The 21,867-nt window shown below is 72.0% G+C and carries 13 protein-coding genes and 2 pseudogenes; 5 read left to right on the top strand and 10 right to left on the bottom strand.

What is annotated here, in order from left to right; all coding sequences use genetic code 11:
- The first annotated feature begins 57 nt into the window (after nt 1-57).
- Nucleotides 58-402 (top strand): ArsR/SmtB family transcription factor, encoded by a 345-nt coding sequence (locus OOK07_RS01905; protein WP_266794765.1) that lies wholly within the window; start codon nt 58-60, stop codon nt 400-402.
- Between the two features lie 6 nt (nt 403-408).
- On the top strand, nt 409-936 hold the full coding sequence (locus OOK07_RS01900) for an SRPBCC family protein (protein ID WP_266794764.1): 528 nt from the start codon (nt 409-411) through the stop codon (nt 934-936).
- Nucleotides 937-940: 4 nt separating this feature from the next.
- On the opposite strand, the gene OOK07_RS01895 is transcribed toward OOK07_RS01900, so the two are convergent.
- The 5 genes and pseudogenes from OOK07_RS01895 to OOK07_RS01875 all read right to left on the bottom strand — a co-directional run bounded on the left by OOK07_RS01895 (nt 941) and on the right by OOK07_RS01875 (nt 8,108).
- Nucleotides 941-3,757: an NHLP bacteriocin export ABC transporter permease/ATPase subunit gene (locus OOK07_RS01895; RefSeq protein ID WP_266794763.1), complete on the bottom strand. Its 2,817-nt coding sequence runs from the start codon at nt 3,755-3,757 to the stop codon at nt 941-943.
- 1 nt (nt 3,758) lies between these two features.
- Complete coding sequence (locus OOK07_RS01890) at nt 3,759-5,981, bottom strand: NHLP family bacteriocin export ABC transporter peptidase/permease/ATPase subunit (RefSeq protein WP_266794762.1); 2,223 nt, start codon at nt 5,979-5,981, stop codon at nt 3,759-3,761.
- The gene (locus OOK07_RS01885) at nt 5,978-6,784 is read right to left on the bottom strand and encodes an HlyD family efflux transporter periplasmic adaptor subunit (protein WP_266676225.1); all 807 of its coding nucleotides are present in this window, start codon (nt 6,782-6,784) and stop codon (nt 5,978-5,980) included. The genes OOK07_RS01890 and OOK07_RS01885 overlap by 4 nt, the downstream gene beginning before the upstream one ends.
- 214 nt (nt 6,785-6,998) lie before the next feature.
- Nucleotides 6,999-7,214, bottom strand: coding sequence for a type A2 lantipeptide (locus OOK07_RS01880; protein ID WP_266676223.1), 216 nt, complete (start codon nt 7,212-7,214; stop codon nt 6,999-7,001).
- Nucleotides 7,215-7,695: 481 nt separating this feature from the next.
- A pseudogene (locus OOK07_RS01875) lies at nt 7,696-8,108 on the bottom strand (PaaI family thioesterase).
- A 190-nt stretch (nt 8,109-8,298) separates the two neighbouring features.
- Here OOK07_RS01875 and OOK07_RS01870 point away from each other — a divergent pair.
- Nucleotides 8,299-9,744 (top strand): S1 family peptidase, encoded by a 1,446-nt coding sequence (locus OOK07_RS01870; RefSeq protein ID WP_266794761.1) that lies wholly within the window; start codon nt 8,299-8,301, stop codon nt 9,742-9,744.
- A gap of 91 nt (nt 9,745-9,835) precedes the next feature.
- On the opposite strand, the gene OOK07_RS01865 is transcribed toward OOK07_RS01870, so the two are convergent.
- Nucleotides 9,836-11,989 (bottom strand): SpoIIE family protein phosphatase, encoded by a 2,154-nt coding sequence (locus OOK07_RS01865; protein ID WP_266676219.1) that lies wholly within the window; start codon nt 11,987-11,989, stop codon nt 9,836-9,838.
- Between the two features lie 329 nt (nt 11,990-12,318).
- Here OOK07_RS01865 and OOK07_RS01860 point away from each other — a divergent pair, with 329 nt between their 5' ends.
- Entirely contained in the window at nt 12,319-12,927 is a 609-nt protein-coding gene (locus OOK07_RS01860; protein WP_266794760.1) for a response regulator transcription factor, read from the top strand.
- 231 nt (nt 12,928-13,158) lie between these two features.
- Here the strand turns inward: OOK07_RS01860 and OOK07_RS01855 are convergent.
- From OOK07_RS01855 to lanKC, 4 genes and pseudogenes are all read right to left on the bottom strand, one after another.
- A pseudogene (locus tag OOK07_RS01855) lies at nt 13,159-14,253 on the bottom strand (ATP-binding cassette domain-containing protein); the annotation flags it as partial.
- Nucleotides 14,254-14,633: 380 nt separating this feature from the next.
- Nucleotides 14,634-16,340 carry an ABC transporter ATP-binding protein gene (locus tag OOK07_RS01850; protein WP_266794759.1) on the bottom strand — a complete coding sequence of 569 codons (1,707 nt, stop codon included), beginning with the start codon at nt 16,338-16,340 and terminating at the stop codon, nt 14,634-14,636.
- 106 nt (nt 16,341-16,446) lie between these two features.
- Nucleotides 16,447-16,563 carry a SapB/AmfS family lanthipeptide gene (locus OOK07_RS01845; RefSeq protein ID WP_266794758.1) on the bottom strand — a complete coding sequence of 39 codons (117 nt, stop codon included), beginning with the start codon at nt 16,561-16,563 and terminating at the stop codon, nt 16,447-16,449.
- A gap of 73 nt (nt 16,564-16,636) precedes the next feature.
- Nucleotides 16,637-19,216 (bottom strand): class III lanthionine synthetase LanKC, encoded by a 2,580-nt coding sequence (gene lanKC, locus OOK07_RS01840; RefSeq protein WP_266794757.1) that lies wholly within the window; start codon nt 19,214-19,216, stop codon nt 16,637-16,639.
- A gap of 196 nt (nt 19,217-19,412) precedes the next feature.
- Between lanKC and OOK07_RS01835 the strand changes: the two genes are divergently transcribed.
- A complete protein-coding gene (locus OOK07_RS01835; RefSeq protein WP_266794756.1) occupies nt 19,413-21,860 on the top strand; it encodes a SpoIIE family protein phosphatase in 2,448 nt (815 codons plus the stop codon).
- Nucleotides 21,861-21,867: the final 7 nt, after the last annotated feature.

Genomic DNA, 21,867 nt, shown 5'->3' with positions numbered 1-21,867 from the left:
GTGATCGCCGTCTCATATCCCTTGACGGAAATATAACTACCGAGGCATATTTGCCTCATGTCCGACGCCGCGCTCTGGACGGCCCTCGCCGATCCCCACCGGCGGGCCATCGTCGCCCTGCTCCTGGAGCGGCCGCGGCCCGTTGGCGAGATCGTGGAGGCATGCGGCCTGAGTCAGCCGAACACCTCCAAGCACCTGAAGGTGCTGCGGGAGGCAGGCCTGGTGCGGGTACGGCAGGACGCGCAGCGTCGCGTCTACGCCCTCGACCCGGCCCCGATCGCCGAGCTCGACAGATGGCTGGCGCCTTACCGGGCGCTGTGGAACCGCAGCCTGGACCTGCTGGGCCGACGCCTCGACGAGACGGCGACGGACGATCCCGAGGAAACCACCCCGAAGGACTGATCCATCATGGCCGCTGAACCCACCGGCACGTATCTCACCCTGGACGACGGCCGTCCGGCCGTCCGCTTCAGCCGCATCTACGACCATCCGGTCGAGCGGGTCTGGCAGTTCGTCACCGACGCGCAGGAACTCGCCCACTGGTTCCCGTCCCGAGCGGAGATCGACCCGCGCCCCGGCGGCACCATCACCTTCAGCGGCGACCCGAACATGCCCGAGTCCACGGGCCGGGTCCTCGCCCTCGACGAGCCGCGCCACCTGTCCTTCGAGTGGGGCGGCGACGAACTGCACTTCGACCTCGAGGCACTGGACGACAAGCGCACCCGCTTCACCCTCACCAACGTCCTGCAGGCCGCCGACACCTCCGCCCGCAACGGTGCCGGCTGGGAGGTGTGCCTGGCAGCCCTGGACGCGAGGGCGCGCGGTGAGCACGTCGGGGGGCCGCACGCCGGGGCGGGCGTCCCCTGGAAGGAGTTCTACGAGGAGTACGTCAGGACGGGTGTGCCTTCCGGCGCCCCCGTCCCCGGCATGGACTGACGGCTCACGCCATCTGCCGGCGCACCAGCTCGTGCAGCCGCCCGCTCGTGTCCGCCAGCAGCTGCGCGGGCGGGCCCTGCTGGGCGACCTTGCCGTCCTCCATGACGATCACGCGGTCCGCGTCCAAAACCGTGGACAGGCGGTGCGCGATGACGATGCGGGTGGCGTTGAGGGCCTTCGTGGACTCGATCACCGTGCGCTGTGTCTCGTTGTCGAGGGCGCTGGTCGCCTCGTCGAAGAAGAGGATGCGCGGCCGGCGGATCAACGCCTGCGCGATCATGAGGCGTTGGCGCTGGCCGCCGGAGACGGCACCGCTGCCCGACACGATCGTGTGCAGGCCCATCGGCATCCGCTTGATGTCCTCGGCGAGTCCCGCCATCCCGGCCGCCGCCATCGCCTCTTCCGGCGTGTACGGCTCGGTGCCGCAGATGACGTCCAGGATGGAGCCGGTGAAGGGCTGCGCGTGCTGCAGGACGACGCCGCACTGGCGGCGGACGGCCGACTGGTCGAGCGCGCCCAGGTCCTGGCCGTCGTACAGCACACTGCCCGAGACCGGTTTGTCGAAGCCGATCAGGAGCCTCAGCAGCGTCGACTTGCCGCAGCCGCTGGGGCCGACGATCGCCACGAACTCGCCCGGACGGATCGCGAACGACACGTCGTCCAGGGCGAGCGGGCCGTCGTCCGAATACCGGAACGACAGCCGCCGCGCCTCGATCGCGCCGGACAGCGGGCCCGGCCGGGTGCTCGCCGTGCGCACCTCCGGCGTCGCCTCCAGCACCGGTTTGATCTCCTCGAACAGCGGCAGCGCGGCCACCGCAGACACGAACGCGCCGGTCAGCTGGGTCACCGAGGTCAGCAGCATCGTCACCGAAGTGTTGAAGGTGAGGAACGCTGCCGCCGACATCACCCCGCGCGCCGGGCCCGCCAGCAGCATGAACATCAGCAGGGTGCACAGCGGCAGATACACCGCGCCCATCACCGTGGTCAGGTTCTTGATGCGACCGACCTTCTGCTGCAGTTCACGGCTGCGGGCGAACTCCGAGGCCCAGGCCGCGTAGGCGTAGTTCTCGGCCGCCGCCACCCGCAGCTTCGGCAGCCCGCGCAGGGTCTGGAACGCCTGGTTGTTCAGCTTGTTGTTGAGCACCACCAGCTTGCGCTGCCAGCGCACCTGCCACAGGCCCAGGCCCAGGAAGGCGCCCGCGATGACGACGAGCATGCCGATCGCCGCCAGCGCCATCATGGGGCTGTACCAGAACAGCAGCCCCAGGTTCATCGCGCCGACGGTCACCGACTGGGCGACCACGGGCCCGACTCCCGCCATCAGACGGCGGATCGAGCTGATGCCCATCGCCGCGCTGGCCAGCTCGCCGGTCGATCGCTCGGTGAAGAACTTCGTCGGGAGTCTCAGCAGCCGGTCCCAGACGGCCGGTTGGAGCGTGGCCTCGATACGGCCCTCCATACGGAGGATGGTGAGGTTCTCCAGCAGCATGAAGGCCGCAGCCACGACGCTGGTGAGCATCACGGCCAGACAGACCTGGACGATCAGTCCCGTCTGTGCCCTCGGGACGAACTCACCCAGCACCTTGCCGGTCGCGATGGGCACCAGCGCCCCGATCGCCACCGTCACCAGACCGCTGATCAGCAGACTCGTGAGATCGCCGCCGGTGCCGCGCATGCTGAACCGCAGCAGCCGCAGCGGGCTGAGGGTCCGTTCGGGCAGCGGACGGTAGAACATCACCGCACGCGCCTCGAACTCCTCCGCGTTGGCCTTCTCGATCGGTGTCTCGCGGCCCGTCGACGGATGCACGGCCACATAACCGCCGCGCCGCCACAGCAGGGCCACCGGCGCACCGGACAGGGCCCGGTGGCCCACCAGTGGACCGACGTTGTCCCGCCACCAGCGGCCGTCCAGACGCACGGCCCGGGTGCGGACACGGGAGGCGATGGCCACGAGCTCCACCGGGTCGAGCCGTTCGCTCTCCGTCCCGCTCTGCGCGGGCTCGGCGAGCTGGATCCCGGCCGCCTCGGCGACCAGCTTGCACGCCGCGTACGAGGCGTCGGCGTCGGCGGCCGTGGTGCGCTTGCCCGAGGACTTGCCGATGGAGGCGAGCAGCGTCTGATCGGCCTGGGCGCGGACCGCCTCACCCGCCTTGATGCCGGCAGCCGTCCGCGTCTCGTGCGAGCGCTCCAGCTGCTCGATCCAGCGGTCCAGTGTGGTCAGCAGCCGGTACTGCTGGTCGACCATGCTCTGCCAGACCGCCGGGTCCATCAGCAGGTCGGCGGCCGCCTCGGCGCCGTAGAGCGAGCCGTACTGCACGCTGCCCGGCGGCACCTGCATCCAGAAGACGTCGTCGTCGGTGACCTCGGCGGCTCGCTCGGTCGCCATCGGCGCCTGGAAGAGGACGGACAGGCTGCGGCCGACACCGAGGGCGAGGGCGTACTCCAGCGGGCTCGTCGTCGGCGGTACGTACTGGGGGTTGCCGTACTCGTCGTAGGACCAGGTCTGGGTGTCGGCCGTCTGGTACAGCTCGCGCAGCCCGATGCGGTGCACCACGCAGTCGCGCAACGGGCGGGCGACCAGGGTGTGCTGCGGTCCCGGGACCGGGCCGAGGATCAGCGAGCCCGCGTCCAGGCGGCCGAGGTGGTGCCAGTGACCCTGCTGTCCGGCGTCCACCGCGAACAGGTCCAGGCTGCCGGCCGCGACCAGCCACAGCACCTGCGGGCCTTCGAGGTCGAGCCGGGTCAGGCCCGAGCAGTCCACCAGTGTGCCCATGGAGCCGAGGGCGCCGAGAACGAGGTCGCCCTCGTGTGCGGTCGTCATCTCATCGCTCCCTGACCAGCGCCGCGTACGCGCCACCGCGCGTCACCAGCTCCTCGTGCCGTCCGCGCTCCACGATCGTGCCGTGCTGGAGCACCACGATCTCGTCGCTGTCACGCACGGTGCTGAGCCGGTGCGCGATCACCACACACGCGCAGCCGCGCCGGCGCAGGTTGTCCATCACGACCTGTTCCGTCTCCGCGTCCAGGGCGCTCGTCACCTCGTCGAGCACCAGGATGCTCGGCCTGCGCACCAACGCCCTTGCGATCTCCAGGCGTTGACGCTGCCCGCCGGAGAAGTTGCGGCCGTCCTGCTCGACCTTGCTGTGGATGCCGCCGGGGCGGCGCGTCACGACGTCGTGGAGCGCCGCGTCCCGCAGCGCGTCCACCACGGCGTCGTCGGAAATCGAGGGATCCCACAGGGCGACGTTGTCGCGGACCGAGCCCTCGAACAGGAAGACCTCCTGGTCCACGAAGGAGACGGACGCCGCGAGCGCGCCGCGCGGGATGTCGTCCAGGCGTCGGCCGTCGATGCGGATCACGCCTTCCCAGGGGGTGTACAGGCCCGATATCAGGCGCGAGACCGTGGACTTGCCGCTGCCGGATCCGCCCACGAGGGCGACCTGCTGGCCGGGGCCGACGGTCAGGTCGAAGCCGGTGAGCAGCGGCTTGTCGAGCGGGTTGTAGCCGAAGGTGATGTTCTGCAGTTCGACGTGGCCGTGCAGGCGGCGCGTGGAGTCGCCGGCGCCGGGGCGGCCGTAGAGCGGGTCGGCCCGGAAGTTCTCGACGTCCTTCAGACGGGCCACGTCGGCGGCGAAGTCCTGGATGCGGCCCGCCACGCCGTTGAGCCGGGTGATGGGTGCGGTGAAGCGCGTGACCAGGGCCTGGAAGGCGACCAGCAGGCCCACCGAGATGCCTCCCTCCACCGCGCGCATGCCGCCGATCCACAGGATCAGGGCGCTGTTCAGGGCGGCCAGCGTCGGCGCGACCACACCCAGCCAGGCGCTCGGCACCCCGAGCCGCTGCTGCTCCTCCAGCGTGGTGGCATGCTGACCGGCCCACTTGCGGAAGTAGCCGTCCTCACCGCCGGTCGCCTTCATCGTCTCGATCAACTGCAGCCCGGTGTAGGCGGTGTTGGTGAGCCGGGCGCTGTCCGCGCGCAGCTTCGCCGTCCGGGTCGCGCGCAGACGGATGACGACGCGCATCGCGACGATGTTCAACAGGGCGACGCCGATGCCGAGGAAGGTGAGTTGCGGGTCGTAGGTGTAGAGGAGGATCGCGTAGAGCACGACGACCACCGCGTCGACGCCCGCCGCCGCCAGATCGCGGGCCAGGGTCTCGGCCACGGCGTCGTTGGACTGCAGACGCTGTACCAGGTCGGCCGGGCTGCGCTGGGAGAAGAAGGTGACGGGCAGCCGCAGCAGATGCCGCAGGAACCGGGCGCTGGAGAGGGTGGAGGAGACGATGCGGCCGCGCAGCAGATTCGCCTGCTGCAGCCAGGTCAGCACGATCGTGAGCAGCACGGACGTACCCATCGACGCGAACAGCACGCCGAGCAGGGAGGTCTGCCCGCCGATCAGGAACTCGTCGATGTAGGTCCGGCTGAGCGCCGGCACGGCCGCGCCGACCGCGACCAGCAGCAGGCTCGCCAGGACCGCGGCGGGCATCGTGCCCGCGGTGCCGCGCAGCCGGGCCGGCATCGCGCCGAGCACACCGGGCCTGCGGCCGCCCTTGGCGAAGCCCTCGCCCGGCTCCATGACCAGCACGACACCGGTGAAACTGCCGTCGAAGTCCTCCATGGGCACGAAACGGCGGCCCTTGCCGGGGTCGTTGATGTAGACCCCGCGGCGGCCGAAGCGGCGCCCCATGCCGTCGTAGACGACGTAGTGGTTGAACTCCCAGAACAGGACGGCCGGCGTCTTCACCTCGGCGAGGGCGGCCGTGTCCATCTGCATGCCCTTGGCGGTGAGGCCGTAGCTGCGGGCCGCCTTCAGCAGGTTGCTGGCGCGCGAGCCGTCGCGGGAGACACCGCACGCGATGCGCAGCTCCTCCAGCGGGACGTGCTTGCCGTAGTGGCCGAGGACCATCGCCAGAGAGGCCGCGCCGCACTCCACCGCCTCCATCTGGAGCACGGTGGGAGTGCGGACGGTCTTCGCCCTGCCCACGGGAACGGGACGCTTGGGCGGAGCGGCGCGACGCCTGCTCCGCGTCTCCTGTGCGGTGCTCACGGCAGCAGCCAATCGACGGGACGCTGATCGGCCAGCCGGATGGAACCCGAGGCCAGGGTCATGGAGGTGAGGTCGAACGGCGGCCCGTCCTTGGACGACCACCGGTAACCGCTCCTCGTGCCGGACGACTTGTCCAGGCGTACGAGTACGGCGACCGGGCGGCCCGACTTGGTGAACTGCTCGCCGAGCTGGCTGTCCCCGAGGAACGAGGCGATCTGCTGGGCCGACTGGGCCGAGCGGTCCACCGACTTCACATGACCGCGCAGCACGCCGTACGTCTGCGTCGGCACCGACGAGACGGTCAGGTCCACGGCGGCGTTCGCGGGGATGGAGGCCGCGTTCTCGGCGGGGACGTAGACCGTGGCGTAGAGGGGATCGTCGGCCTTGGCGACCTTCTCCACCGCGGCGACGTTCGCGCCGGTCTGAATGATCTGGCCGATGGTGGCGGCCAGTCCCGTGATCCGGCCCGCCGCCACCGTGCGGACGACGGTGGCGCCCTGGCTCGTACGGACCTTGAGCACCGGGGAGTCGGCCGGCAGCCGCTCACCCTGCTTGGCCAGCACAGCGGTCACCTGGCCCGCGACCGGGCTCTGCAGGATGTAACTGCCCTCACCGTGCGTGAGGATGGCGGGCGCGCCGACCGTGGAGGTCACCGAACCGGTCACCGCCCACACCGAGGCGGCCGCCATCGCGACCACCGTCACGGACAGCACGAGCCAGCCCTGAGGGCGGGCGAAACGCACCGGTAGGTCGAGTTCCTCCGGCGACTGGAGCTTGGCGAGGGCCTGCTGGCGGAACTGCACGGAACTTCCCTCACCTGAAAACGAGAGAGGACCGGCTCGCACGAGCCGGCTGGTTTGTTCAGGGTCGCCTCGCGATGTCCGCGCCGGTCACGCTGGCTGGCCTGTTCTTCTGCTGCAGGTCCGGGGGTTGGTCCCCGGGAAATGCAGCACGGCAACCGAAGGCCCCGGAGCCGAAAGACGGCTCCGGGACTCGACGATCACAAAAGGTGTGCGATCAGAGACCGGCGACCAGGCCCGTGACCGGGGCGGTGTTCAGGCCGGTCACACCCTCGACGGTGCCGACGGCGGTGTCGACCAGGCCGGAAACGGGAGCAATGCCGTCCAGCGCACCGGTGACGGTGTTGACCGCGTTCACCGAAAGACCGCCGGAGACGTTGTCGAGCTCGGCGTCAGAGATCTCGACGGTCTCAACACGGGGGGTGGAGTTCATGATGGAACTTCCCTTCGTATGGGTATTTCACAAGGGGGGAGCGGCACCCCTCTGGGGACAGAGCGACGGCCGCGAACCGCGAGCGCCGGGCGCCCGTTTCCAGGAACCCTTCGCGGCCCCCGCGGTGCGATGGATCAAAGCACGCGGCGGGCCCGCGCTTCCAATCAACCAGGCGTCTCACCAGGCAATTTGGATCTAGGGGGCACCGAACGGTGCAGGTGTGCGCACGGCTCGGCGGCGAGTTCTTCACATGCGCCACCGCATTGGCCGGTCCACGGCCTTGCCGAGGTGTCGACGAATCCGACACTCCCGTCCCAATGACGTGGCCGGAGCTGTCGCGGTGTGCAGATCCTTCGCCCGCGGTGACTTGGTTGCGTATTGGATGTGCAGATTCACTGAAGCCGGGATTCCGATCGGTGTTCTGAACAGACCGTTGCCGATCGACTGCGGACCGTGTCAGCCCGGAAGCGCCCAGGCCGTGTCAGCCCAGAAGTGCATAGACCGTGCTCGCGCGCGCCGCGAGTTCCCCTGATGCCGCGTCGGTCATCGTGGTGTCCGCGAACGCCATACGGCGGCCCAGCTTGGTGAGCACCGCCTCGATCAGGACATCCGAACCGGTCACCGCGCGTTGGAACGACGTGGACTGCTGAACAGTCGTCATGGGGCCGTACTCCCCGAGTGCCGCCGCCACCGCGATCACGGTGGCCGTGTCGGCGGCGGCCATCAGCGCCTGTCCGACAGCCCCCCGCCCTCCCGCGACAGACGGTCCGACCAGGGAAGTCGCAGCGTGGCCCGGCCGTCGGCCAACGACTCGACCGTCAGGCCCAGTTCGAGGCCCCAGGGGGCGAAGTTGGCGGAAAGGATCTTGTCGGCTTCGGCGGTGGTCATCGTCATATGGGCGATTGTTCCCCGCGCCGTTGCGTCAGGCACGGGTCGTGGCCGATTCGGCATCGGGCAAAGCGAGTTGGCAAACGGAATTGAACGCACCGCGACACCCGTGCGTACCAACAGCCATCCAGGCGCCCGAACAGAACAGCCGCCGGACGGCGGCACACACTCCGGTCCCCCCAGGAGGTCGAGAAGCTTGAGTCACAAGCGAATTCCGAAGCGCAAGGCCGCGATCGCGGCAGGCAGCGTCGTGGCGCTCGGCGCAGCCGCAATCCTGCTGCCGCACGCCAACGCGTCGCAGGACGGCTCGTCGGCCGATGCCGCCCCCAAGACCCTGAAGGCTACCGACGCATCGGATCTCGCCTCGCAGCTTCAGGACATGCTCGGTCAGGCCTTCGCCGGGTCGTACTACGACTCCGGCAAGCAGCAGCTGGTCGTCAACGTCATATCCGGCGACAAGAACGTGATCGTCCAGGCGAAGAAGGCGGGCGCCAAGGTCCGCGAGGTCGGCAACAGCCTCGCCGCGCTGAAGGCGGGCGCACGGACCCTGAAGGCGAAGGCGACCATCCCGGGCACGGCCTGGGCGGTCGACCCGAAGACCAACAAGCTCGCCGTCACCGCCGACAGCAGCGTGACCGGCGCCAAGTGGGACAGACTGACGTCGACGGTCAAGAGCCTCGGCGCCGACATGGCGACCGTGAAGAAGTCCTCCGGCACCTTCAAGACGCTCGTGTCGGGCGGCGACGCCATCTTCGCGCAGGCGGAGGGCGGCACCGTGCGCTGCTCCCTCGGCTTCAACGTGACGGCCAGCGACGGCAGCCCGGCCTTCCTGACCGCCGGCCACTGCGGTGTGGCCGCCAAGGCGTGGTCCGACTCCGAGACCGGGCAGCCCGTCGCCACGGTCGACCAGGCCACCTTCCCCGGCAACGACTTCTCGCTGGTGAAGTACGACGACCCGGCCACCCAGACGGCGAGCGAGGTCAACACCGGCGAGGGCCAGGCCGTCCAGATCACCCAGGCCGCCGACGCCACCGTCGGTGAGCAGGTCTTCCGGATGGGCAGCACCACCGGTCTGCACAACGGCTCGGTCACCGGCCTCGACGCCACCGTGAACTTCCAGAGCGAGACCGATCCGGGTGGCGTCGACACCGTGAACGGTCTCATCCAGACCGACGTCTGCGCCGAGGCCGGCGACAGCGGTGGCTCCCTGTTCACCCAGGATGGCGGCGCGGTCGGTCTGACCTCCGGCGGCAGCGGTGACTGCACCAACGGTGGCGAGACCTTCTTCCAGCCGGTCACCGCCGCCCTCCAGGCCACGGGCGCGACGCTCGGCGACGGCGGCGCGGGTGCGGGTGCGGGCGACCAGGCCGGTACCGCCGACCCGTCCGCTTCCGCGGGCGACCAGGCGGGCGGCGGCGACGCCGTCGGTGGCGGCGACCAGGCCGGCACCGCGGACCCGTCCGCGACGGCCGGCGACCAGTCAGGGGCCGGTGATCAGTCCGGCGTCGGTGCCGGCGACCAGTCAGGGATCGGTGATCAGTCCGGGGCCGGTGCCGGTGCCGGCGACCAGAGCGGCGTCGGTGCCGGCGACCAGTCCGGTACCGGTGCGGGCGACGGTTCGTCCCGGACCGAGACCCACTGACCGACCCGACCCGACCTGAGGTCCCGGTCGACGGTGGATGGTCCGGCCCTCCGGCGGGAGGGCCGGACCGCGTCGTGTCAGGGCCTGTCCCTCAGGCCTGCGCACGGGCTCTGAGCAGCAGCAACGCCACGTCGTCGAGGCGTTCCCTGGCGGCCGCGCTGTGCTGGACGAGATCGTCGGCGAGCTCGTCCAGGGGCAGCTCCCCGGCTTCGGCGAGTCGCTGGCCGAGCCCGGCGAGCGCGTCCTCGATGTCGATGCCGGGGGACTCGATCAGCCCGTCCGTGTAGAGGGCGAGCACGGAACCGGGCGCGAGGTCGACCTGCGTCGTCGGATAGACGGCCGAGGCGTCGATGCCCAGGAGCGGGCCACCGGCGAGATCGAGCACCCGCACCCGGCCGTCGGGACGGCGCAGCAGCGGCGGCGGATGACCCGCCCGGGCCATCACGGCCCGCCCGCGCGCGGGATCGAGACGCAGGTACAGGCAACTGGCGAACAGTTCGGTGCCGAGGTCGATGAGCAGCCGGTTGGTGCTGCGCATGACCTCCTCGGGTGGCTGTCCGACGGTCGTGTAGGCACGGACGGCGGTGCGGATCTGTCCCATCAGCCCGGCCGCGGTCACGTTGTGCCCCTGCACGTCCCCGATCACCGCCGCGGCCATGCCCTGTGTGGGGACCAGGTCGTAGAAGTCGCCGCCGATCTCCATGCCGTCGGTGGCGGGCAGATAGCGGGAGGCGGCGTCGATGCCGGGCAGCGTCGGCAGTGAGTGCGGCAGCAGGGCGGCCTGCAGGCCGTGGGCCAGCTGGTGCTTGGCGTCGTAGAGCAGGGCACGCTCCAGTGCCTGCGCGATCAGACCGCCCAGGCTGGTCAGCACCGCCCGCTCGTCCGCGGGGAACGGGTGTGGTTCGGCGTAGGCGAGCACACACGTGCCCACCGGGCGCCCTGAGGCGATCAGCGGCAGATAGGCCCAGGCCTCGAAGCCGTCCGGCGTGGCGAGCCGTGACCGGTACACGCGCTCCAGCTGCTCCCGGGAGTCGAAGAACGCCGGAACCCCGGTGTTCAGGGCGTTCGTGCCCGGTGTCGGTTCCGCCAGCGGAAGTCCGTCGAACCGCTCCACGACGCTTGCGTCCGGATACCCGTGGTGCCCCAGCACGTGCAGCCGCCCGGCCCGCGAGCCGAGCACCACGAGAGCCTGGCTGCCCGCGGCCGGCGCGACCTCGTCCGCGACCAGCTGCACCACGTCCTGCACCCCCACGGCCTCGGTCAGCGCACCGGCCAGGGTCAGCACCTGCGAAATGGTGACCAGCCGGGAGGGGGCGTCGCCGGGCTGCGGCCCGGCCCGGTTCATCTCCGCCACCGCCCGCGCCCGCGTGACCCGCACACTGAGCCCGGTCGTACTGGGATACATCCGGAACGACAGCCAGTCCCCGGGCGGCCGGACCGCCACGAACGAGGTGGTGTGCTGGCTGAGCAGCGCGGCCCGGTAGCGGTCCTCGTACACCGGGTCGTTCAGCCAGGGCACCGACGCCCACAGCTGAGTGCCCAGCAGTTTGCTGACCGGGAGCCCGATCAGCTCGGCCGCGGCCGCGTTGGCGAAGCAGATCCGCCCGTGCAGATCGAGCGAGCACAGCCCGTACGGAAGCCGTGCCACCATCCGTGCCGCCTCCACCGTGCCGAGCGTGCCGGCCGCGCCGCCCACCGGCGGTACGCCGAGCAGATCGGGTTCGTGCAGCGGCGGAAGACTGTCCTCCAGTGCGCGCTCCAGCCGGATGGCGAGCCGGTCGCAGGCCGCGGTCAGATGGTCCCGCTCCCGGTCGGACAGCTCGGGCGGATGGGCGCCGGGCCAGGTCACGAAGACCGCGCCGTACGCCGTCGACTCCGTCGCCACCGGCATCGCGGCCAGTGCGAAGGGGTACGGCAGCACGACGGCGATGCGCGGATAGCGGCGCGCCATCTCCTCCTCGCCACCCACCCACACCAGCCGCCGCGTACGCACGGCGTCGGCGACCGGGATGGGCGCGCTGAGTCCCACCCGCTCCCACGGCGCGGCGAAGGCCCGCGGCAGCCCCGCCATCACGGCCATCTCCAGGACCGGTTCGCGGGACGCCAGCAGATACACCGCGCCTGAGTGCGCGTGGACGTCGTCCATCATCGACGCCAGCGCAAGGGACAGCAGCGGACGGCCCACTCGCGTCCGCGCGGCCGCCGGAGCCTGCGCGGACGTCTGCCCGTCGGGCACGCCGACCACCTCCTCGCACGGCCGGGTGACGGGTTCCAGGGACTAAATCTGCCCCTTGGCGGCCCGTCGCGCATGGCGAGCGGTGAGGCGACGTCACACCCGGCCCGCAAAAACGGACGCAGCACCACCCCCGGCACGGTGAAGAACCGTCGCCTACCCCTTCGGCCGCGGACCATGCCGCCTCAGTCGATGCGCAGGGTGGTGCACGGGTTGACGGGCGTGCGCCCCCACGCTCCGCATTGGCCGGATCCTCGCGCCCCAGGGCGGTCGCGGACGCTAAGAATGGGCACGCGTTCACCACCAATCCGACGGGCGGACGGAAAGCTGAGGGGCGGGCAGTGATCCGAGTACTTCTGGTGCATGACGAGTGTCTGGTGCGATCGGTGCTGGCGCAGTGGCTGCGCAGTGAACCCGATCTCCGAGTGGAGGACGCGCCCTGGCGCAGCGCGCCGGGCCGCGTGCGGTCCCTGCGGCCCGATGTGTGCGCGGCGGACCTGGAGTGCGCGGACGCGTACGGCATCGCGCCGCTCGGTGACCTGTGCCCCCGGGGCCCGGGCGGGGCCCCGCCGAGACTTCTCGTGCTCGCCGGCGCGAACAGACCCGGCCTGCTGAAACGTGCCATCGAGGCGGGCGCGCTCGGCTATGTCGACAAGGAGGGGTCGCCGGATCATCTGGTGCGCGGAATCCGGCGGGTCGCCCAGGGTGAACGTTTCGTCGACGACTCCCTGGGCTTCGGCTTCCTCAAGGCCGCCGAGATGCCGCTGACCCGGCGGGAGCTGAGCGTGTTATCCCTCGCCGCCGAGGGGGCCTCCGTCGCGGAGATCGCCGGGAGCCTCCATCTGTCCCACGGGACCGTGCGCAACTACATGGCGGCCATCACCCGCAAGACCGGGGCCCGCAACCGCATCGACGCGATCCGTATCTCCCAGGGGGAGGGCTGGCTGTGACGGCACGGGCGTCCAGCTGCCGACGAGCTCCCGGTACAGCGGCGAGGTCTCCAGTAACTCCTGGTGGGTTCCGCACGCCGAACCCGGTCCGTCCATGACCAGCACCCGATCCGCGCGCCGGGCGGAGCTGATGCGGTGCGCCACGACGACGAGGGTGCCGCCCGGCCGGCGCGCGAAGGCCCGCTCGGCGCGTTCCTCCGCCTGCGGATCCAGATGACAGGTCGCCTCGTCGAGCAGGGCGAGCGGGGCGTGCGACAGATAGGCCCGGGTCAGCGCGATCAGCTGCCGTTCGCCCGCGGAGAGCGCCGCCGGGTCTACCCGGGCGCCCGGTCCGCCGAGCGCGTCGAGCAGCGGGCCGAGCCCCACCGCGTCGGCCGCCGCGCACAGCTCCGCCTCGGACACGGGGTCCTGCCGCAGATGGGTGAGGTTGTCCGCGACGGTGCCGGTGAAGACGTACGCCTCCTGGGGGATGAGCACCCGCTGGCGCGCCGCAGCGGCTGACGGCACCGCCTCCCCGCCCACCCGGATCGTGCCCCGACACGGTTCCAGCAGCCCCGCGACCAGAGCGGCGAGCGTGGACTTGCCGATGCCGCTGGGGCCGACGACGGCCAGGTGGGAGCCGCGGGGAAGGGTGAGGCCGAGGTTGTCGATGACGGGGACGGCGGTGGGGCCGTAGGCGAAGGTCAGGGAGGTGAGGGAGAGGGCGGGAGTGTCGGGGGCGCCGTGGGCCTTGGGGGTGGGGCGGTGGTGCTGAGCGGGAGGGTCTTGCTTGTCGCCGCCAGGTGTTGAGGGCGGCGTCAGCCGGCGTAGGACCACGGTCAGCCGTGAGCCGCTCGTGCCCAGGCCGTGGACCAGGTTGCGGAGGGCCGGGAGGAGGGACTGGGCGATGTAGGCGAGGGCGCCGACCACGGCACCCGCGGTGACGCCGTGGGCGAGCAGCCAGGGTGCGGCGGCGAGCAGCAGCACGATCGGGAACTGGCCGCCGATCGCGAGCGACGCCACGCGCAGCACCCCCCAGCGGGCAAGGGAACGGGCGGCCCGCACTTCGGCGTCGATGTGGTCCCCCGCGTCGGCGGCGATGTGTTCCTCGGCACCGGTGGCCGTGATGTCCCGCAGCCCCGGGCAGACGGCACCCAGACGCTCGGCCAGCGCCTCGTCCGCGACGAGGAACGCCTCCTGCCTGCGGGCCAGCGGCCGTAGCGACGCCGCGAACAGGGCCACCCCGGCCAGGAGCGGCGGCCCGACCACCAGCAGGAGCAGCGGGGCGAGCGAGAGCAGCCCCGCCAGGGCCCCCACCGCGGTGAACACGAACGACCGCGACACCATCACGAGCCCCGCGAAGGTGTCGCGCGCGATCTCCACCTGCTGGGTGAGCGACGAGAGCACCCCGTCGTCGGCCTCCCGGACCCCACGCCCGACCACACCCTCGACGAGGCGGTCCCGGAGGGGTTCGGCCAACGCGGCGACGGCGCCGTAGACCCGCCCGGTCCCCACCGCACCCACGACGACGGCGAGCCCGGCCACGGCGAGCCAGCCGAGCCCGGCATCGGCGCGCCCCGCCAGGAACCCCGAGTCGAGGGCCCGCGCCGGGGCGTACCCGGTGACGAAGGTCTGCCCGGTCTCCAGCACGGACCAGCCGCCGAGCCGTAGGACGACGCCCCGGCGCGCCCACAGGAACCGGACACCCCGCACCCGGATCCCCCCGCTCATGTCCGCCCCCCGTCCCCGAACACCGCCCGGTACCCGGCGATCCGCAACAACTCCGCATGCGTCCCCACCGCCCGCACCTTCCCCCCGTCCAGCCACGCCACCGCGTCCGCCCGGGCCGCCGTGGCCGCTCGATGGGCGATGAGGAGTCGGGTGCCGCCCGAGCCGTGGGCCAGCAGGGAGTCCGTGATCTGTGCTTCCGTCACCGTGTCGAGGCTGGAGAGGGCGTCGTCGAGAATGAGCAGGCGGCTGTCCTGGGCGAACGCCCTGGCCAGGCCCAGGCGTTGGGACTCGCCGCCGGAGCGGGGAGCGTCGGCGCAGCGGGTGGCGTAGCCGTGCGGTAGGCGGCGGACGAAGTCGTCCGCCCGTGCCGTGCGGGCCGCCTCGCGGATGCGTGCGGGGGAGGGGCGCCGCACGCCGAGGCGCAACGCGTCCTGGATGGTGGTGCCGAGGAGCGAGGGGCGTTCGAAGGCGTAACTCACGGATCGGCGAAGGTCGTTGTGGGTCAGGTGGGGGAGGGGGACGCCGTCCAGCAGGACCTCTCCGGCGTCCGGGTCGGCCAGCCGGCCGGCGACCGCGGCGAGCAGTGACTTGCCCGTGCCGGAACGGCCGACCACGGCGAGTGTCGTGCCGCCGGGGACGACGAGGTCGAGGCCGTCGAGGACAGTGCGTCCGCCGCGGCGGGCCGTCACGCCGCGCAGCTCCAGCCGGCCCGGTCCGGGCGGCAGCCGGCGTGCACCATGGGCGGTGGCCGGCTCTCCGAGGACCTCGTCCAGGCGCCCGGCGGCCGCCCTGCCCCGGGCCAGGCTCGCGAACTGGCCGACCAGCACGCCGACGCCGGTCGCCAGGACCGCGTACCGCGAGGCCGCGAGGACGTCTCCGACCGACAGCCGATGCCGGGTGAGGAGAACTCCGGCCACGGCGACGACGCCCAGCTGCAGCAGCGGAGCCACGGCGCTCGTCTGTGCCGCGGCCCGTCCCTGCACCCGCCACATGCGGTGTCCCGCCCGAGACAGCTCCGGCAGCGGCCCCAGAATCCGCGCCGCCTCCTTGTCCGCCGTACCCGCCGCCTCGATGGTGCGGCGGCCGGCGACCGCCTCCGCGAGCGCGCCCGCGATCCGCCCCTGGAGCCGCTGGTAGTCCGCCACGCACCGGGTCGTGTCACGGGCGAAGGCACGCAGCAGGAGGGTCAGGACCGGTGCTCCGGCCAGGAACACGGCCGCCAGCCAGGGGTCGATCAGGCCGAGCGCCACGATGCCCCCCACGGGGCCGGCGAGCGCGGCGAGCAGTGCGGCGCGGGCGGCCGGAGTGGTCCCCGCCTGAGCCGCGTTGCCGACGAGACGGGCGACGAGTTCACCCGGGCCGAAGCGGGCGCCGGCGCGCGGGCCCACGGCCAGCACATGCCCTGTCAGCCGGCGCCGCAGCCACCCGGTCGTCCGGGCGTCGACGGTGCCGCCCAGCACGGTCTCGCAGGCGTCCAGCAGCGCCAGCAGCAGGACGATCCCCGCGCAGTACACCACCCAGCCGGTCGCCGGGGTGTGTGCCAGGAGGAGATCGAGGGTACGGCCGAGAGCGGCCGGCAGGAGGAGACCGGCACCGGTGGACGCCGTGCTCATGAGGCACAGGGCCACGCAGCGGGAAGTGCTGTGCCGGGTGGCCGAGTTGAGCAGGGCGGAGCCGCGTACGGGCTCGGCACGAGTCGTCATACGGCCGTGGCCTCGCATCCGGGGTCGATGGGACCGCGCCCAGGACCCCGGGCGGCCCCTCCCTCGTGGGAGCGGACCGCCCGGAGCCGTGAGCGCACGATGCTCGTCAGAGACAGAGCAGAATGCTCGCCGCGCTGATGCAGGAGAGCAGGCTGACGGTGCTTGCGCCGCCGCCGCCGGTGTGTTCGTCGGACTCCATCGTCTGCAGGTCGAGCAGTGCCATCTCGTGTCCTTTCGTCGGTGTCCACCCGTGGGGACGGGGTTGCGTCACGACTCCGTCAGGTTGCGGAGCCGCGTCATGAGGGCCGCCGGAGCGGCGGCAGGAAGGGCAGACGAGCGGTGGGCGGATGAGCGGTGGACCCGGCGTCCGCAGCCGCGCTCAGCGCGAGCAGGCACCCGGCCGTTCCGGTGCCCAGGTCCATGGACAGCCGCATCATCTGGTGCCCGGGGAAGGCCAGTTGGCCCTGGTAGTCCATCGCGAACCAGCCCAGAGCGTCGATCTGTTCGGCCAACCGGTCCGTGGCGCCCGTACGGGCGAGGTGCAGGATCATCCCGGCGCGGCCCTGGAAGAGGCCGGGCTGCGCGTAGAAGCGACAGGTGGCGGCGGTGAGAACGCCCTGGCGCACCAGCTCGAACTCCCCGGTCCCGGGGCCGGTATGGGCCAGGTAGTCGTCGAGCACCATCCCCACTCCGGCGCTGCCGTCGCCGAGATACGGCAGCGTCCGCCACCCCTCGTCGACCTCCAGCGCTCCGCCCTCGCGCACCACGCAGCACTCGAGGTCCCGGCGCAGAGCGGCACCGGCCGCCGCCAGCAGCTCCGGATCGCCGGTCCACTCGTACTGTCGCAGCAGGAACAGTGCGGGCCCGCTGGCTCCCCGCAGCAGCCCGGCCCGCCGCCGCGGCGTGTCCGGCCGCGGCTCGGCGAGTCGTCGTACGAGGATCCGTGCGGCCTCGCCGGCCCGCTCGCGCAGCTCCGACTCGCCCGTGCTGCGGGCCAGTTGACCGAGGACCAGTCCCAGGCCGGCCAGACCGCCGTGCAGGTCGGAGGAGAGGTTCTGCCACTTCTCGGCGAGGATGCCCTCGACCAGATCCAGGGCTCGCTGCCGGTGGCCGAGCCGGTCCAGGACATGGGCGACGCCCGCGAGACCGTCGTACAGTCCGAGCGGAGTGCCGGGCGGCGCCGGGTGCGTGTGGTCGAGTAGCCAGCGCTCGCCCTCCTCGTACCGCGCGGCACCGGTCTCGGCCAGTGCGTACAGCACTCCGGCCGCGCCGTGGGCGAGCCCGAGCCCGCCGCCGTCGGAGAACTGGGCGATGTCGCCGGGGAAGAGCCGGTCGTCGCGCTCCGGGGTGGCCGAGGCGAGGATCGCTTTGACCATCGAGTCACGGCTGTGCGGCCGGTCACCGGGCCGTACGAACGCCGGGGCACCCACGCCGGCGCCCCGCGTGATCTCCTCGACCGCCTCGTCCAGGAACTCCTTCGGTACGTCCGGGAACTGGTCCGCGATCACCTCGGCCAGGTGCGCCGCCTTGCCCCGGTCGACCACGAACAGGGTGGTGACGGGCAGGAACAGGGCCAGCCGTAAGCAGGCCAGCGCGTAGCGGTCGACGTCGAGGCCCGTCCGGTCGGGCGGGGCGAAGAAGCCCGGGTGGGCGACGACCTGACGGCCGTTGTCCGCCACCGGCGCCGCCGCCTCGAAGTCGAGCAGGAACACCGACTCCCCGTCCGGCGCGACCATGATGTTGAAGACGTGCAGATCGTTGAAGACGATCCCGCGCGCGTGCACCGCCTCCAGCGCCCGCTCCACCGCCCCGTGGATGCGCACCGCCCACTCGGCGTAGGCGGCCACGGCCTGCGGATCGGGGTCCGGCGTGAGCAGCGGATGCCGCTCGGCGAAGAAGGAGTTGAGCGGGCGCCCCTCCAGGAAGTCCATCACCAGGAACCGGTGGTCGCCCAGCGTGAACCAGTCCCGCACCTCCGGCACCACACCGGTCCCCGCCACCCGTTCCAGCGCCAGCTTCTCGCGCTTCAGCCGGGCGACCGCGTCCGCGCCGTCCGAGGCGAGGCCCGCGTGCGGCCGCCCTTCCTTCAGGACGATCCGGCTCCCGTCCCGGGTGTCGGTGCCCGCGTACACCCCGCCGCCGTTGGAGAAGTGCAGCGCCTTCTCGATGCGGTACGGCAGTTCGCCCACCGTCGTGGTGTTGCGGGCCGCGAGGTGCGGTTCGAGGAACGCGGGCAGCGTCACCCAGTCCGGCACCTGGAACGACGGCGCCCGCCGGTCCGGCACCAGCGTGCCCGCGCCGTCCCGCACCGCCGGTACGAGTGAGCCCCGCTCGTCGACGACGAAGGTGCGCGCGAAAGCGCCGTAGCGCACATAGAGTGGACCGTCGTACCAGCGCAGGTCGGTGAGGATGTACGGCCCCTCGAAACCCTCCAGCAGCCGGCCCAGCTCGCGCAGAACCTGGTGGAGCTGCTCCTCGTGGGCCGGGTAGACGGTGACGAACTTGCCGCTCGTGTCGCGGGCCGCGTACTTGGTGTTGCGCAGGTGCAGCAGATGCGGGCCCGGCACGAACTTGAACGGGATCCGGCGCGGCACGCAGTAGTCCCACACGATCGCCGCGATGCGCTCCGCGTCGGCCCGGGTGGCCGAGGCGTGGATCTTCCAGCCCTGCGCCGGGCCGGGCAGCGGGCTCCCGTGCGCGTCGAGCGGGGTCAGCGTCAGCCAGTCGCCGATCCGTGCCGACCGCCAGCCCTCGGGCACCTCACGACGCGCGGTGTCGAAAAGCGGCGCGCCCTGCTGTCCCGGCGCCAAGAGCCGGTCCGGCGTCTCGTAGAAGTGTCTGTCCGCCAGCGCGTACACCTCGTACCGCTTGTCCATGCGTCCCCCTCCGTGGCCCGGCATCGACACTTCCAGCCGGCCCGCGGTCCCGGACAGTCACGTCTGTCACGAGATCACCGTGCGCTACGCATGTGTAAAGACATGTTCGGCGAATTTCGAGTGGACCCGCACGACGCGTTCCACGGAATGCTCACAGGGGCTGCGCGGGCGTCCCATACGCGCTGTAATTGCGGACGTGGTCAGTGAGGGCGCTGAGGGACGCAGAACGAGAACTCTGCGTGCCGAAGGTGCCCTGAAAGCGCTCACATCCGGTCCGGCTTCGCCCGAACGGGTGCGTCGCGTCCTGGAGCAGGCACTCGTCTACGCCGGTGCGGCCTTCGCCGCCGTGTACACACCGGGGGACGACGGCGAACTGCTCTGCCTGGTCGAGTCGGCGGGCGTGCCGAGGACACTGCTCGGCCTGCGCGACAGCTATCCACGGTCCGGGACCTCCCCGGTGGCCGACAGCCATCGCTCCGGGAGCCCGGTGTGGCTCGACCCGGAGGAACTCGCCCGGTGCCCCGAGGCGCGGCGGACACCGTCGCGGGACTTCTTCCTGGCCGTGCTGCCCGCGCGCGGCGAGGACGGCGGTGGCTCGCTGCTGGCCGTCAGCGAGCGGCCCGACGGGTTCGACACCGAGGACCGCAAGTGCCTCGAACTGATCGCCGATGCCGTGGGCTGCCCCACCCCCGCCCGGGCCGTCGAAGGCGCCGAGCTGCCGTCCAACGGGTTCAGCCTCGCCATGGACAGCGGCCGGGTCGAGGTCGGCGACGACATCCTGGAGCTGTTCGCCCTCACCCGCGCCGACTTCGACGGCAAGGTCGAGACCCTGCTGGGCCTCACGGTGCCGGAGGACCTGCCCTCGCTGATGTCCGTGGTCGAGGCCGACCACATGTCCATCGGCGACCGTGAGCTGGAGTTCCGGGTCCTGCAGCCCTCGGGCCCGCCGAAGTGGCTCAGCCTGCGCGGACGCCTGCAGGCCGGCGGCGAGGGACAGCCCGCCAGGCTCGTGGGCACGGTCGGTGACGCCTCCAAACTGCGCTCCGACGTCACCGACGTGGCCCGCGTCCAGCGTCTCGCCGCCATGCTCGCCACCGCCGGCACCGTCCGCGACGTCAGCCAGGCCGTGGTCGCCGCCCTGCGCAAACCACTGCAGGCCGACCGGATCGCGCTCGCCGAGCTGGAGGGCGACCGGCTCGTCGTCACGGTCCTCGACCCGCCCGAACCGGAGTCCTGGCCCGAGCTGTGGCGCATGGAGTGGCGCAGCGAATGGCCCGACGCTCCGGTGCGCGCCATGCCCACCCTCGCCGCCGCACTGCGCGAGGGCCGCGCCCACATCTGGCCCGCCGGCACGCCCCTGGAGCCCGCCCTCGCGGACGTCGGCCCCGGCGGACTCGCCGTCCTGCCGCTGCCCGCCGGCAACCGCATGGCCGGCGCCTGTCTGATCGGCTGGGACACCCCGCACGACTTCGGCCCCGACGAACGGGCCCTGCTCACCGCCTCCGCCGGCCTTGCGGGCCAGGCCCTGATGCGCGCCCACGCCTTCGACGCCGAACACGAACTCGTCGGCATGCTCCAGCGCCAGCTGCTGCCCCGCCGCCTGCCCAAGCTGCCCGGCGCGGTCGCCGTCGCCCGCTATCTGCCCACAACGGCCGGCCTGGAGGTGGGTGGCGACTGGTACGACGTGATCCCGCTGCCCGACAACCACGTCGCCCTCGTCATCGGCGACGTCCAGGGCCACAACGCGAGCGCCGCCACCCTGATGGGCCAGATGCGCACCGCGCTGCGCGCCTACGCCGTGGAGGGACACCCGCCGGACGTGGTCGTCTCCCACGCCAACCGGCTCCTCATGGACCTGGAGACCGATCTCTTCGCCACCTGCTGCTACGTCGACGTCGACATGGAGGAGGGCTCCGCCTGGTACGTCCGCGCCGGACACCTGCCGCCGGTGCTGCGCCATCCGGACGGCAGCACGGAGGTGCCGGACGTGGAGGGCGGACCGCCGCTCGGCGTGGTCAGACAGGCCGACTTCCCGCTGAGCGTGCTCCGGCTGCAGCCCGGCACGGTGGTCGCCCTGACCACGGACGGCCTCGTCGAGTCCGCCGACGCAGACATCGACGTCGGCCTCGACCGCCTCGCCCACGAACTGTCCGTGTCCGACCCCGCCCACCTCGGCCTCGTCGCCGACGCCCTGCTCGGCAACGCCCGGCGCAGCGACGACGTCGCACTGCTCCTGCTGCGCTACGACGGCATGACGCTGCGCCCGCGGCGCGAGAGCTGGACCGTGTGGCGTGTCCCCGAGGCCGTCGGACACTCCCGCCGTTTCACCCGGCGCGTCCTGCGTGCCTGGGGCGTGACCCCGGACGGCATGGACACCGTGCTTCTCGTGGTCTCCGAGCTGGTCACCAACGCCCTGGTGCACACCGACGGCCAGGTCCGCCTCGACCTCACCCTTCTCGAGAACAAGCTGCGTGTCTCGGTCGCCGACTCCTCCGCCCGCACCCCCGTGAAGCCGACGAGCATCGGCTGGGAGGCCACCGGCGGCCGCGGCATCCTCCTCGTCGAGGCCATGTCGGAGACATGGGGGACCGTGCCGGTCAGCGGCGGCAAGCAGGTGTGGGCCGAGCTCGCGGTCACGCTGTGACGTCGGC

Source organism: Streptomyces sp. NBC_00078 (genome assembly GCF_026343335.1).
In the GTDB taxonomy this organism is placed as follows: domain Bacteria; phylum Actinomycetota; class Actinomycetes; order Streptomycetales; family Streptomycetaceae; genus Streptomyces.
This window is presented reverse-complemented; position numbering and strand designations above follow the sequence as displayed.